Annotated in this window: 13 protein-coding genes and 2 tRNA genes; 12 read left to right on the top strand and 3 right to left on the bottom strand. The window is 69.8% G+C overall.

Annotation, left to right across the window (positions count from 1 at the left end):
• Positions 1–11 precede the first annotated feature (11 nt).
• Positions 12–1,115: a M48 family metallopeptidase gene (locus ACWC09_RS02490; RefSeq protein ID WP_450847715.1), complete on the bottom strand. Its 1,104-nt coding sequence runs from the start codon at positions 1,113–1,115 to the stop codon at positions 12–14.
• Between the two features lie 129 nt (positions 1,116–1,244).
• On the opposite strand from ACWC09_RS02490, the gene ACWC09_RS02485 reads away from it, so the two are divergent.
• From ACWC09_RS02485 to ACWC09_RS02440, 10 genes are all read left to right on the top strand, one after another.
• Positions 1,245–1,406, top strand: coding sequence for a hypothetical protein (locus tag ACWC09_RS02485; RefSeq protein ID WP_450847713.1), 162 nt, complete (start codon positions 1,245–1,247; stop codon positions 1,404–1,406).
• Positions 1,407–1,514: 108 nt separating this feature from the next.
• Positions 1,515–1,670: a hypothetical protein gene (locus ACWC09_RS02480; RefSeq protein WP_450847712.1), complete on the top strand. Its 156-nt coding sequence runs from the start codon at positions 1,515–1,517 to the stop codon at positions 1,668–1,670.
• Between the two features lie 78 nt (positions 1,671–1,748).
• Positions 1,749–2,435, top strand: a complete 687-nt coding sequence (gene nadD / locus ACWC09_RS02475; RefSeq protein WP_450847710.1) for a nicotinate-nucleotide adenylyltransferase — start codon at positions 1,749–1,751, stop codon at positions 2,433–2,435.
• A 17-nt stretch (positions 2,436–2,452) separates the two neighbouring features.
• The gene (locus ACWC09_RS02470) at positions 2,453–4,156 is read left to right on the top strand and encodes a LytR C-terminal domain-containing protein (RefSeq protein WP_450847708.1); all 1,704 of its coding nucleotides are present in this window, start codon (positions 2,453–2,455) and stop codon (positions 4,154–4,156) included.
• Between the two features lie 113 nt (positions 4,157–4,269).
• Positions 4,270–4,713 (top strand): ribosome silencing factor, encoded by a 444-nt coding sequence (rsfS, locus tag ACWC09_RS02465; RefSeq protein ID WP_450847706.1) that lies wholly within the window; start codon positions 4,270–4,272, stop codon positions 4,711–4,713.
• On the top strand, positions 4,713–5,384 hold the full coding sequence (locus ACWC09_RS02460; protein WP_450847705.1) for a histidine phosphatase family protein: 672 nt from the start codon (positions 4,713–4,715) through the stop codon (positions 5,382–5,384). The genes rsfS and ACWC09_RS02460 overlap by 1 nt, the downstream gene beginning before the upstream one ends.
• 74 nt (positions 5,385–5,458) lie before the next feature.
• Positions 5,459–5,531, top strand: a tRNA-Ala gene (locus ACWC09_RS02455).
• 195 nt (positions 5,532–5,726) lie between these two features.
• Positions 5,727–5,900: a hypothetical protein gene (locus tag ACWC09_RS02450; protein ID WP_356357244.1), complete on the top strand. Its 174-nt coding sequence runs from the start codon at positions 5,727–5,729 to the stop codon at positions 5,898–5,900.
• Between the two features lie 3 nt (positions 5,901–5,903).
• The gene (locus tag ACWC09_RS02445) at positions 5,904–6,137 is read left to right on the top strand and encodes a hypothetical protein (protein WP_019523121.1); all 234 of its coding nucleotides are present in this window, start codon (positions 5,904–5,906) and stop codon (positions 6,135–6,137) included.
• Positions 6,138–6,239: 102 nt separating this feature from the next.
• Positions 6,240–6,312: transfer RNA gene (locus tag ACWC09_RS02440), tRNA-Ala, on the top strand.
• Positions 6,313–6,375: 63 nt separating this feature from the next.
• On the opposite strand, the gene ACWC09_RS02435 is transcribed toward ACWC09_RS02440, so the two are convergent.
• Positions 6,376–7,992, bottom strand: a complete 1,617-nt coding sequence (locus ACWC09_RS02435) for an NADH-ubiquinone oxidoreductase-F iron-sulfur binding region domain-containing protein (RefSeq protein WP_450847702.1) — start codon at positions 7,990–7,992, stop codon at positions 6,376–6,378.
• Entirely contained in the window at positions 7,989–9,317 is a 1,329-nt protein-coding gene (locus tag ACWC09_RS02430) for a ferric reductase-like transmembrane domain-containing protein (RefSeq protein WP_450847701.1), read from the bottom strand. The genes ACWC09_RS02435 and ACWC09_RS02430 overlap by 4 nt, the downstream gene beginning before the upstream one ends.
• 425 nt (positions 9,318–9,742) lie before the next feature.
• Between ACWC09_RS02430 and leuS the strand changes: the two genes are divergently transcribed.
• Together leuS and ACWC09_RS02420 are read left to right on the top strand one after the other, a co-directional pair.
• Positions 9,743–12,619, top strand: coding sequence for a leucine--tRNA ligase (gene leuS, locus ACWC09_RS02425; protein WP_450847699.1), 2,877 nt, complete (start codon positions 9,743–9,745; stop codon positions 12,617–12,619).
• Between the two features lie 176 nt (positions 12,620–12,795).
• Positions 12,796–13,530: a hypothetical protein gene (locus ACWC09_RS02420; RefSeq protein WP_450847697.1), complete on the top strand. Its 735-nt coding sequence runs from the start codon at positions 12,796–12,798 to the stop codon at positions 13,528–13,530.
• Positions 13,531–13,592: the final 62 nt, after the last annotated feature.

The raw sequence follows: 13,592 nt of genomic DNA, 5'->3' as shown, positions 1-13,592 counted from the left end.
GGCTTCCCCGATCAGTTCTCGTCCCGCGGCGGTGTGTCCGTGTCCGTCGGCGGCTCGTCCTCCGTCGGTGACGAACTCGTGAAGCCGTCGAAGCCCCGCCGCACCCGGCCCCCGATCCCCCCGGCCCCGCCCGCGATGTCGCTGACCAGCTTCATCAGTGGGTCCTTGGAGTTCTTCACGTTGCCGGCGTAGCTGGCCGCCGACTCCTTGAACGAGTCCGAGACCGAGGTGTCCTTGTCCTCGGCGCGGCGCGGGTAGTGGCCGTCCATGATCCGCTGGTAGTCGCGCGACTCGGCCCACTTCTTCAGCTCGGCCGCGCGGATGGTGGTGAACGGGTGGGAGCGCGGCAGCAGGTTGAGGATCTTCAGTACGGAGTCGCGCAGGTCGCCGCCCGCCTCGTACTCCTCGGCCTGCTTCAGGAACGCGTCCACGTTCATCTCGTGCAGGTGGTTGCCGCCCGCGATCTTCATCAGACCGCGCATCGAGGCCTTCAGGTCCTGCCCGGCGAGGAGACCCGCCCGGTCCGCAGACAGCTCCGACTTGCGGAACCACTCCCGCAGCGCCGTCACGATCGCCATGATCGCGAGCGTGCCCAGCGGGATCCAGGCGACCCGGATGGCCAGCTGGGTCAGGAACAGCAGGATCGTGCGGTACACCGCGTGCCCCGACAGGGCGTGGCCGACCTCGTGGCCGATGACCGCGCGCATCTCCTCCTCGTCGAGGAGCTCGACGAGCCCGGTGGTGACGACGATGATCGGCTCATCGAGGCCGATGCACATCGCGTTCGGCTGCGGGTCCTGGTTGACGTACATCGGCGGGACCTTCTCCAGGTCCAGGATGTAACAGGCGTCCCGCAGCATGTCGTTGAGGTGGGCGAACTGCTGGTCCGAGACGCGCACCGAGTCGGACAGGAACAGCAGCCTCAGACTGCGCTCGGGCAGCAGCCCGCTGAGCGCCTTGAAGACCGTGTCGAAGCCGCTCAACTTGCGCAGTGCCACCAGCGCGCTGCGGTCGGCCGGGTGCTCGTACGCACGCGAGGAGATCCCGGGGAAACGCCTGCGCTGCCTGCTCGGTACGTTCTCGTGTCCGTTGTGCTCGTGGCCGTCGTCGGACATGTCTTTCCCCCATGTGCGTGTGAGTGGCCCTTTGCGGACCCTTGTGCGGCCCTTTGCGCCCCCGAAGCAAGCCCCAGCCTAGGCGGAGTTACCGTGGACGGGCACTACACCGAAGGAGAGTCCCGCACCATGGAGCACATCCCAGCCGCCGCCTGGCTCGCCGCGGCCGCCAGCGTCCCCCAGCACCAGGGATCGGGGTATCTGCTCCGGGTCGTCCTCGTCGTGATGATCCTCGGTTGCGCGTTGACCGGGTGGTTCCTGCTGCGTGGCTACAAGCGGAAAGACGACTGAGGACCGCCCAGGGTTCCCCGACGGCGGAGTCGGGGTGATCGCAGGCGGGGCGCCCGCTTACGATGAGCCGACATCTTTATCCCGCCCACCGGATAGGTCCTGCCGAAGATGAGCATCCACAGCACCGCTGCCCAGTTGGTCACCCTTGCCGAGGCCGAGGGCGGCAACCACGAGAGCCTCAACCCCGCGGTCACCGGCGGCAGCGCGCTTGCCATCCTGCTGCTCCTGCTCTGGATCACCACCCGCTTCAACCGCGACCGCTGAGCCCGCACCATCCGGTACCGGACATCTCGGGCCTCCGTCGAACGGAGCCCTCAGGCCGGGCCGGTAGGGTCTGCACGCATGGGAGAGCAGGACATGCCTACCGGTCCGGCGAAGGACGCGGCGAACGGCACGCAGCCCCGCCTGTTGAACGGCGTCGGGGGCGGCCCGTCGAACCCCGGCAAGCGCCGCCTGGGCGTCATGGGCGGAACGTTCGACCCGATCCACCACGGGCACCTCGTGGCGGCCAGTGAGGTCGCCGCGCAGTTCCACCTGGACGAGGTGGTGTTCGTGCCCACCGGCCAGCCGTGGCAGAAGACGCACCGCCATGTGTCCCCGGCCGAGGACCGCTACCTGATGACGGTCATCGCGACCGCCGAGAACCCGCAGTTCTCGGTGAGCCGCATCGACATCGACCGCGGCGGCGCCACCTACACCGTCGACACCCTCCGCGACCTGCGCGCGCTCAACCCCGACACCGACCTCTTCTTCATCACCGGCGCCGACGCCCTCGGCCAGATCCTCACCTGGCGCGACTCGGAGGAGCTGTTCTCCCTCGCGCACTTCATCGGGTGCACCCGCCCCGGTCACCCCCTGACCGACCACGGCCTCCCGGAGGGCGGCGTCTCGCTGGTCGAGGTTCCCGCGCTGGCCATCTCCTCCACAGACTGCCGTGCGAGAGTCGCCAAGGGTGACCCCATCTGGTACATGGTGCCGGACGGAGTCGTGCGCTACATCGACAAGCGCGAGCTGTACCGCGGCGAGTGAGCCGGGAGGGGCGAGGGGTGAACGAGCGATACGACGCGGGCCACGGCGGCGACCAGGGCGACCAGTACGTACTCGTCGGCTACGACGAGTACGGCCGGCCCGTCTACCGGCAGGCCCCGCCGCAGCAGGCTCCCCAGCAGCAGTACGACCCGTACGCCCAGCAGACACAGCAGCAGGGCTACGGCTACGACCCGTACGCGACCGGCGGGCGGCAGACGTCGCCCTACGACCCGTACGGCACCGGTCAGCAGCCCCAGGCGCCCTCCTACGACGCCTACGGCACCGGCGCGCCCCAGGGAGGCGCTCCCGCCGCCCCGTACGACCCCTACGGCCAGACCGCGAGCAGCGGCCGGCAGCCCCGCGTCGCCGAACAGACCGCCTACATCCCGCAGCAGGCCGGCCCCGCCGAAGAGCCGGCCGCCCCCGGCCGCCCCGCCGAACGGGACTACCGCACCGAGCAGTTCGCCTTCGTCGAGGAGCCGACCGACGACTCCGAGGACGTCATCGACTGGCTGAACTTCACCGAGAACCGCACCGAGCGCCGCGAGGAGGCCAAGCGCCGGGCCCGCAGCCGGCTCATCGCCCTGGTGGTGGTCCTCGCCCTGGTCGCGGTCGGCGGCGTCGGCTACCTCTGGTACGCCGGAAAGCTGCCCGGCCTGTCCAAGTCGTCGTCCAAGACCGGCACGGCGACGGCCGCGGGCGCCCAGAACCGCGACGTGATCGTCGTCCACCTGCACAACACCAAGAAGGGCGGCACCTCCACGGCGCTGCTCGTCGACAACACCACCACCAAGCAGGGCACGACCGTCCTGATCCCCAACTCCCTCTCCCTGACGGACGACGACGGCACCACGACCACGCTCGCCAAGTCGGTCGAGGACGACGGCTCCTCCGGCACCCGTGACGCCCTCGACACGGTCCTCGGCACGAACATCCAGGGCACCTGGCGGCTCGACACGCCCTACCTGGAGAACCTGGTCGACCTCGTCGGCAACATCGACATCGACACCAACACGAACGTGCCCGACCCGGCCGCCAAGAAGAAGGGCACCGCGCCCCTCGTCCACCAGGGCAAGGACCAGACCCTCAGCGGCAGCGCGGCCGTCGCCTACGCCACCTACCGCGCCTCCGGCGAGGCCCAGAACGCCCAGCTTGAGCGGTTCGGCCAGGTCATGCAGGGCGTGCTGCGCAAGCTGTCCTCCGACCCGACCGGTGCGACCACCACCGTGCAGACACTGGCTCAGATCCTGGACCCGCCGCTGACCGACAAGGACCTCGGCGCCTTCCTCGCCAAGCTCGCCGATCTCGCCAAGGGCGGCGACTACAAGACCGCCCTGCTGCCCGTCCAGAACGACGGCACGCTCAGCGCGCAGGCCAGCGCGAGCGTGGTCAAGGACGTCCTCGGAGGCAGTGCCAAGAGCCCCGACCAGGGCTCCGCGGTCCGCGTCTCGGTGCAGAACGCCAGCGGGGTGAAGGACAACACCGAGAAGGCCCGGGTCGTCCTCCTCAACGGTGGCTACACCTTCCTGGACGGCGGCACGCCCTCCGCCGCATCGGCGACGTCCAAGGTCGTCTACTCCGATGCCGCCGACAAGGAGAACGCCACCGAGGTCGCCAAGACCCTGGGCCTGCCCACCAGCACCGTCAGCAAGGGCAAGACCACCTCGAACGCGGACGTCTCGGTGCTCCTCGGCCAGAACTACAAGCCGTCGTCGTCCTAGGAAACGGCGGGTGACGCGGGCGGGCGCCCCAGGTGATCCGCCCAACACGTGGGGTGCTGTCGGCGGTCCGTGAGACCCTTGAGGCCAAGTGACCGCCGACGGAAAGCCTCGTAGTGACCGCCACTGACCGCTCCATCGAGCTCATCCACACCGCCGCCCAGGCGGCAGCCGACAAGCTCGCGCACGACATCATCGCCTACGACGTCAGCGACGTCCTGTCGATCACGGACGCCTTCCTGCTGGCCTCCGCACCCAACGACCGCCAGGTCAAGTCGATCGTCGACGAGATCGAGGAGCGGCTCCAGAAGGAGCTCGGCGCCAAGCCGGTGCGCCGCGAGGGCGACCGCGAGGCCCGCTGGGTCCTGCTCGACTACGTCGACATCGTCGTCCACGTCCAGCACAGCGAGGAGCGCGTCTTCTACGCCCTGGAGCGGCTCTGGAAGGACTGCCCCGAGCTGGAGCTGCCCGCCGACGCCAAGGCCACCCGCGGCAAGGCCGAGGAGCACGCCAAGCTGCAGGCCGCCGAGGAGGCGTCGGACCTGGGCGGTGAGTGGTGATGAGCGCCACAGGTGAGGTGACCGCGGGCCGGCCCGGGCGGGGCCGCCGCGTCATCCTCTGGCGGCACGGCCAGACGTCCTGGAACGTGGAGCGCCGCTTCCAGGGCACCACGGACGTCCCGCTCACCGAGACCGGCGTGGCCCAGGCCCGCCGCGCCGCCCGGCTGCTGGTCTCCCTCAAGCCCGACGCGATCGTCGCCTCCGACCTCCAGCGCGCCGCGAACACGGCGGCCGAGCTCGCCGTGCTCACCGCCCTGGACGTCACCCACGACGAGGGGCTGCGCGAGACCTACGCGGGCGTCTGGCAGGGGCTGACGCACGAGGAGATCATCGAGCGGCACGGCGAGGAGTACGCCGCGTGGAAGCGCGGTGAGCCGGTCCGCCGCGGCGGCGGTGAACTGGAGACCGAGGTGGCCGAACGCGCCGCCCCCGTCGTCCTCCGGCACGCCGAGAAGCTCCCCGACGACGGCACGCTCGTGGTCGTCAGCCACGGTGGCACGATCCGCACCACCATCGGACGTCTCCTCGGCCTGGAGGCCCACCACTGGGAGAGCCTCGGCGGCCTCTCCAACTGCTGCTGGTCCGTCCTCGGCGAGGGCGCCCGCGGCTGGCGCCTGCTGGAACACAACGCCGGCACGCTCCCGGAGCCGGTGCTGGGCGACGACGACTAGCGGATTTCACTTTCCGGCAGGTCGCAGGCTAGAGTTCTTCTTGTTCGCCCCGCCCGGTGGGGGGTGAAGAGCAAGGGGCTATAGCTCAGTTGGTAGAGCGCCTGCATGGCATGCAGGAGGTCAGGAGTTCAATTCTCCTTAGCTCCACTTGATCAGGATCCCGTCTCCGTCAGGAGGCGGGATCTTCTGCATGATGCTTGAGTGACTTGGCCCCTGGAGGCGTATACCTCTGTGGACGGGGCGCCGTGTCCGGACTGGTACTGAGGCGTCGCTGACCGTATTGGCCCGGCCATGGCAGAATCAAACGGCCGGAGGGGCGCGGCCCGACGGGAGGGAGCAGTGATGCCTGCGAGCATCCTCGAGGAGGTCGGCCACCTCCTCGAAGCGGCGTCGACACGAGACACGGTGATCCGCCTGAGCTGCCCTTCCTGTGGTTCCGTCCACGTCGCCCAGGTCCTCGGCGACAACGGCGGGGTCTCCTACGTGTGCACGGCCTGCGGCCACAGCTGGAGCTGATCGATGGGTGCACACAGGCGAAAGTGCGACTGGTGCGGCAGCGGTACGCCGATCGTCCGCGACATGGAACCGCTCAACCCCGACTACCAGTACTGGTGCGAGGAGTGCGCGCGGGCGCTGATCATAAAGGGCGACCCGATCGAGACGTACCGCGAACTGGAGGGCGAGCCGATCTACGGCCGTCTCCTGGAGGAGCACTGCACCCTCAAGCGGTTCTACTCGTTCGTGACGGCCTGACTCGGGCCGTCCAGGGCGGGTGGGAAACGATTTGGTGTTCCACCCGGTGGACCGTGTAATGTTGGCGTCGCCGCCGGGGGGAGACGCCGGGGGGCACAGCAAGGGGCTATAGCTCAGTTGGTAGAGCGCCTGCATGGCATGCAGGAGGTCAGGAGTTCAATTCTCCTTAGCTCCACAGGAATTGAAGGCGGGCCATCCGATCGGATGGCCCGCCTTCTTCGTGTCTTGCGGTCCGTGCTCAGCGGCCCAGGGCGCGCCGTCCGCGGCCCTGGGAGAGGACCGGCAGGTTGCGGGACGGGGCCCGGTCCCGGGGGGCCTCCTCCTCGATGCGCAGAGCCAGCGCCGGGCAGCGGCGCACCGCGCGCACCGCCTTGGCCTCCGCGTAGCGCGGCACCTGGGCCTGGGCGACGGTCGGGAAGCCGTCGGCGCCGAGTTCGAAGACCTCCGGGAGGATGTCCGCGCACAGGCCGTGGCCGCGGCAGAGCGTCCAGTCCACGTAGATCTTCTGGCGGCTCGCTCCGTTCTCCTGTGGCGCCTCTCCACCGCCCGGGATGCCCGTAGGCATCTTGCCGCCCTCGAAGAGCGGCAGAACGCCCTCCACGGGCCGTCCGCAGCCGTTTCCGAGGACATGGGCGGCGAGGTCGTCGGTGAACGCCTTGATGGTCGACTCCAGGAACATCGCGGAGCCGTCCGGGTGCGAGCACGCGCCGCGCCGCTTCACGTTCTTGGCGACCTGCTTGAGCGCTTCCAGGGCGGCCGGTCCGCCGCCGTTGATGATGTCCTCCATGCCGCGCGCGGCGGCCGGCAGACCGAGGTAGCAGGGGCCGCACTGGCCCGCGCTCTCCTCGGCCAGCCACTGCGCCACGCGCAGCGACTCGCCCAGCGGGCAGGTCTCCTGACTGATCGGCAGGATCGCACCGGCGCCGAGCGCGCCGCCCACCGCGTCCAGCGAGTTGCGGGAGATGATCGCCTCGTCGACGGTCGCCGCGTCGATCCACTTGCCGTGGTAGCCGCCGGTCAGCACACCCTGCGGAACCGGCGGGGCGCCGGCGAGCTGGAGGACGTAGCGCAGCGGCACGCCCGTGGGGACCTCGATCACCATGGGGCGCGCGACCGCGCCGGAGACCGTGAGCATGACGGTGCCGGGCTCGTCGTAGAGACCGGTGTTGCCGTAGCGCTCGGGGCCGATGCGGGCGGCGATGGCCAGCTGGGCGAAGGTCTCGGCGTTCGACAGCAGGGTGGGTGCGCCGCCGACGCCGTTCTGCGAGGCGCTGACCTTGCGGCCGGGCGGGATCGCCGGGCCGCCGTCGATGGAGCGGATCAGCGACGCCGCCGCTCCGGTGACCATGCGGACCGGGTTGCGCTGGACGAAGGCCTTCAGGGCCGACCGGCGGCCGTTGCTCAGGCCGCGTTCGGAGAGCGCGGCCTCCATGGAGCGCTGGGTCGACTCCCGGGTGACCCCCACCACGAGCGTGCGGGCACCCAGCGCCTCCGCGACCAGCAGCGCGCCGTCCAGGATGAGATGCGGGGCACGGTTGATCAGCACCGTGTCCTTGCGGCAGGCCGGCTCGTCCTCGCTGCCGTTGACGACGACGACCGGCCGTACGCCGCGCTTGATCGCCGCCTCGGCCACCGAGCGCAGCTTCTTGTGGAAGGGGAAGCCCGCGCCGCCGCGGCCCTTCAGGCTGATGTTCTCGGCGAGCTTGGCCAGCTGCTCGCCGCCCAGGGGTTCGAGCGGTCCATGCACCTTGAGGTGCATGGACAGGTCGAGTCTCTCTACAAGGTCGAAGCCCGACGTGAGCTGTGGAAGCCCGACCACGCGGACTTCTGGGACGTCGGGCAGGGCCTCGTTCACCTATAGCCTCCGGAAGGCGTGTTCCAAGGTTCGCCCGAACCCGGTGCGTCGAAGGACTCACCGGGCATTGGTTCGTTGGCGGGACCGCTGTTGTACGTGTCGTTCGGGTTGTACGTGCCGTAGGGGGTGTTTGTCTCACCGGTGTCGTACACATCACTGTTCCGGTACGCGGCGGTGCCCTGACTGCCGTAGGCCGGGATGTTGTTGTAGCCGGTGTCCTGCATCGGGTCGTACGCCGACGGAGGGGCCTCGCCGACCGGCGGGGGCGAGGGGACCGGCCAGCTGCCCGAGGTGCTGTTGTCGACCCGGGGGACCGACGCGGTGGCCTGCATGTCCATGGGCAGGTCCATGCGGGCGGTCTGGTCGGCACCGTAGGGCTGCTGACCGCCCTGCTGGGGTGTGACCGCGCGGTAGGCGGCCGCGAAGCCGTTCGAGGGCTCCGGGGTCATGGTGCGTGAGGCGGGGGTCTCGTAGAAGGACGCGGCGGGCGTCGACATGGTGTCGGCGGGGGACTGCCGGGGCGCACGGGCGTTCTCGTAGCCGAGCAGGGAGGTGGAGCCCTCCGCCACGCGGGCGCGGCTGGCCTCGAGCTCCTCGCCGCGGGCCATGCCGGGCTCGTTGCCCAGGATCACGGCGAGGCGGTCGGCGACCTTCCGCTTGAACGGGCGCGGGGCCGCGCGCAGGGCGAGTGCCGCGACGATCCCGGCCAGGCACAGCTCGTACGAGATCATGAAGAACGGCTTCGCGGGGCGGCCGGCGAACAGGCCGTGGATCACCGCGAAGCACAGAGCCGGGTAGGCCAGCATGTGCATGGCCCGCCAGCGCGCCGCGACCGGTGCCGGGGAGGCGAACTGGTTGCGCAGGGCCCCGGTGATGCCGACGAAGATCATCAGGTACGCGGCCATGGAGCCCATGCCGATGAGGGCGCCGCTGCCCGGGTTCGCGTCACCGTTGCCGGTGAGCACGAGGCCGAACGGGATCAGGGCCGCGACCCAGCCGGCGTGGTCCAGCGCGATCTTGACTCCGATGTGGACGAAGAGGAACGCGATCGAGGCCACGGCGGTCACCCGGTGGATGCCCTGGGCGACGATCCGCTGGCGGATGTTGAGGATGAGGCGGTCCTGGGCGACCAGGCCCCAGATGCACGAGCTGGTGAGGCAGACGAGCGACAGAACGCCGGCACCGAAGTTGAGGAAGTCCTGGAGCCAGCTGCCTCCGAGCAGCACGACGACGGGTATGAGCAGCAGGACGACAGCCGTCCCCACCCCGTAGGCCGAGCGGCCGGGTTTGGGGAGCGAGCTGTTGGTACTACGACGAGGGTTCATGGGGGCAACTCCGAAGCAGTTCGGGAAGGCGGTCCCGCTGCCGAACTCTAAGTGGCTCCATACCGATCGGTACGAGGTTTGAGTTATTGCGTTGTTATCAAGGGACAACGGGATTGTTGCGATGTCCCAGAAGTAGGTGTTACGCGAAGTAACTTTTGACCTGTGTTCAGTTTTTGTCGGCTGGCGGCGGTGTGGCGTCGGTGCCAAGGAGCCATACGCAAGCGCGTCGCATCGTGCTCAAGCGCTGGGGTACCCTAACCGCATGCGTGCCGTACGCCTTCTGCTTAGCGAGCCGCGCTGATCAGTCCCGACCACCGGCAACCGGATGGTCGGCATCGGCGCGGCGTCCCCTCCTGTGCGAGGGGATTTTTCGTTTCCGGAACGACAAAGCCGCTGGCAGAGACGATCGATGGAGCTTAAGGACCATGAGCGAGACGAACCCCGCTGCCGCCGTCGAGGTGGCCGCGCCGCACCGCTACACGGCCGCCCTGGCGGCCGAGATCGAGGCACGCTGGCAGGACTTCTGGGACGCCGACAGCACCTACGCGGCGCCGAACCCCAAGGGCGACCTGGCCGGTGACCCGGCGGTCGTCGCCCGGCCCAAGAAGTTCATCATGGACATGTTCCCGTACCCCTCTGGCGCGGGCCTGCACGTCGGCCACCCCCTGGGCTACATCGCCACCGACGTCTTCGCGCGCTTCCAGCGCATGACGGGCCACAACGTCCTGCACACCCTGGGCTTCGACGCCTTCGGCCTGCCCGCCGAGCAGCACGCCGTGCAGACCGGCGAGCACCCCCGGATCACCACCGAGGCCGCCATCGGCAACATGAAGTCGCAGCTGCGCCAGCTGGGCCTGGGCCACGACCGGCGCCGGTCGTTCGCCACGATCGACCCGGACTACTACAAGTGGACCCAGTGGATCTTCCTGCAGATCTTCAACTCCTGGTACGACGACGAGGCGAACCGGGCCCGCCCGATCTCCGAGCTGATCGCCCAGTTCGAGACCGGTGAGCGTGCGGTACCCGGCGGCCGATCCTGGGACGCGCTGAGCGCCGCCGAGCGCGCCGACGTCCTGGGCGAGTACCGCCTGACGTACGCCTCCGACGCGCCGGTCAACTGGTGCCCGGGCCTGGGCACCGTGCTGGCCAACGAGGAGGTCACCGCCGACGGCCGCTCCGAGCGCGGCAACTACCCGGTCTTCAAGGCCAAGCTGCGCCAGTGGAACATGCGCATCACCGCCTACGCCGACCGGCTGCTGGACGACCTGGACGCGCTGGACTGGCCCGAGGCCATCAAGCTGCAGCAGCGCAACTGGATCGGCCGCTCCGAGGGCGCCCGCGTCGACTTCCCGATCGACGGCGAGCGCATCACCGTCTTCACCACGCGCCCCGACACCCTGTTCGGCGCGAGCTACATGGTGCTGGCCCCCGAGCACCCCCTGGTCGAGAAGTTCACGCCCCAGGAATGGCCCGAGGGCACGCACGACGTCTGGACCGGCGGTCACGCCACCCCGGCCGAGGCCGTCGCCGCCTACCGCGCGCAGGCCGCCTCGAAGTCCGACGTCGAGCGGCAGGCCGAGGCCAAGGACAAGACCGGCGTCTTCATCGGCGCGTACGCGACCAACCCGGTCAACGGCGAGCAGGTCCCGGTCTTCATCGCCGACTACGTCCTGATGGGCTACGGCACCGGCGCGATCATGGCCGTTCCGTGCGGCGACCAGCGCGACTTCGAGTTCGCGCGCGCCTTCGAGCTGCCGATCCACTGCATCGTGGAGCCGACCGACGGCCGGGGCACCGACACCTCGACGTGGGAGAACGCCTTCTCGTCGTACGACGCGAAGATCATCAACTCCACCGGTGAGGGTGTGTCGCTGGACGGCCTGGACGTCGCCGAGGCCAAGGCGCGCATCACCGAGTGGCTGGCGCGCAAGGGCGTCGGCGAGGGCACCGTCAACTTCCGCCTGCGCGACTGGCTGTTCAGCCGCCAGCGGTACTGGGGCGAGCCCTTCCCGATCGTCTACGACGAGGACGGCATCGCCCACGCCCTGCCCGAGTCGATGCTGCCGCTGGAGCTGCCCGAGGTCGAGGACTACTCGCCCCGCACCTTCGACCCGGACGACGCGGACACCTCCCCGGAGACGCCGCTGTCGCGCAACGAGGACTGGGTCAACGTCACCCTGGACCTGGGCGACGGCCGCGGTCCGCAGAAGTACCGCCGCGAGACCAACACCATGCCCAACTGGGCCGGTTCCTGCTGGTACGAGCTGCGCTACCTGGACCCGCACAACAGCGAGCAGCTGGTCGACCCGGAGATCGAGCAGTACTGGATGGGCCCGCGCGAGGGCCTGCCGCACGGCGGTGTCGACCTGTACGTCGGCGGTGCCGAGCACGCCGTGCTGCACCTGCTGTACGCGCGCTTCTGGTCCAAGGTGCTGTTCGACCTGGGGCACGTCTCCTCCGCGGAGCCGTTCCACAAGCTGTTCAACCAGGGCATGATCCAGGCCTACGTCTACCGCGACAGCCGTGGCATCGCGGTGCCGGCCGCCGAGGTGGAGGAGCGTGACGGCGCTTACTTCCACCAGGGCGAGAAGGTCTCCCGGCTGCTGGGCAAGATGGGCAAGTCCCTGAAGAACGCGGTCACTCCGGACGAGATCTGCGCCGAGTACGGCGCCGACACCCTGCGCCTGTACGAGATGGCGATGGGCCCGCTGGACGTGTCGCGGCCGTGGGACACGCGCGCGGTGGTGGGCCAGTTCCGGCTGCTGCAGCGGCTGTGGCGCAACATCGTCGACGAGGCCACGGGGGAAGTGACCGTGGTCGACGCCGAGCCCGACGAGGACACGCTGCGTGCCCTGCACAAGGCGATCGACGGGGTGCGCCAGGACCTGGAGGGCCTGCGCTTCAACACCGCCATCGCCAAGGTGACCGAGCTGAACAACCACCTGACGAAGGCGGGCGGCGCGGTGTCGCGATCGGTCGCCGAGCCGCTGGTGCTGCTGGTCGCCCCGCTGGCCCCGCACATCGCCGAGGAACTGTGGCGCACGCTGGGCCACACCGACTCGGTCGTCCACCAGGACTTCCCGGTCGCCGACCCGCGGTACGTGGTCGATGAGGCCGTGACCTGTGTCGTGCAGATCAAGGGCAAGGTCAAGGCGCGGCTGGAGGTGCCGCCGACCATCTCCGACGAGGAGCTGGAGAAGGTGGCGCTGGCCGACGAGAACGTGGTCAAGGCGCTGGGCGGGGCCGGCATCCGGAAGGTGATCGTGCGGGCGCCGAAGCTGGTGAACATCGTTCCCGCGTAGCCGTCCCAGCAGGTCGTCCACGGTCCGGGGCGGTCGTCCACGGGCCGGGGGCGCAGATGTCGGGGTAGTCCCCTACGGGCAGGTTCGGGGTTCTTCTGGAACTCCGGGCCTGCCCTTCTCGTTTACCGTGGAAGAGCGGTGCGGGATGTGCCGCGACGGGCCGGAGGAGGAGCACGGTGGAAGCAGTGATCGCAGTCTTCGCCCTGCTCTTCGTGTTGTTCCTGGTGCTCGGCGTCTACGCCGCGGTGAAGGTGGTCGGTGCCGCCAGGCGCGGGGTGGACCGCACCATCGAGCAGGCCCGGCGCACGGTCGAGGACCACACCCTGCGCGCGAAGACATTCGTGCCCGGCCCCGCGAGCGAGGTCGCCCAACTGCGGCTCAAACTCCGTACCTCCATGCGCGCCACGCAGGACGCGCTGCAGGTGGGCGCGCAGGACGACGAGTCCCTGAAGGAGTCCCTGGCGCTGTTCCAGCGTCTCAGCGCGCACGGCCACGAACTGGACGGCGAGCTCAAGCGCCTGGAGTCCGAGCCCGACCGCACCACGCTCGCCCAGCGCCTGCCCGACCTGCGCGCACGCACCGAGCGCATCACACAGTCGGCGGACTCCCTTCGCTGGGCGGCCCGCGACCGGGCCCGCCGCTTCGCCGACGACGACCTGGACACGCTGAGCGCACAGATCGACGTGGAGGCCGGCGCCCTACGGCACTGGACGACCGCGGAACCCGCTTCGACCCCGCCGCCGTGGCCCGAGGCCCCGGCCGCCGAGGAGGCCGGGACGGCTCAGCAGACCTGGCCCGAGACTCCCCGCTCGCGCCCTGCCGAGGAGCCGAAGCGCGCCGCGATCACCCCGCCGGTGCAGCGTCCGACCTACCCCTGGCAGAAGAAACCCCGTCCCGAGAGCACTACTTGATCCGGTCAAGGGCAGACCAGGTGAGCGGGGCCGGGCTGCCGTCAGGGCGCTACGGCAGGTAA

Source organism: Streptomyces sp. NPDC001617, assembly GCF_053596855.1.
Note: the sequence above shows the minus strand (reverse complement) of the source record. Positions and strands in the feature narration are given on the sequence as shown.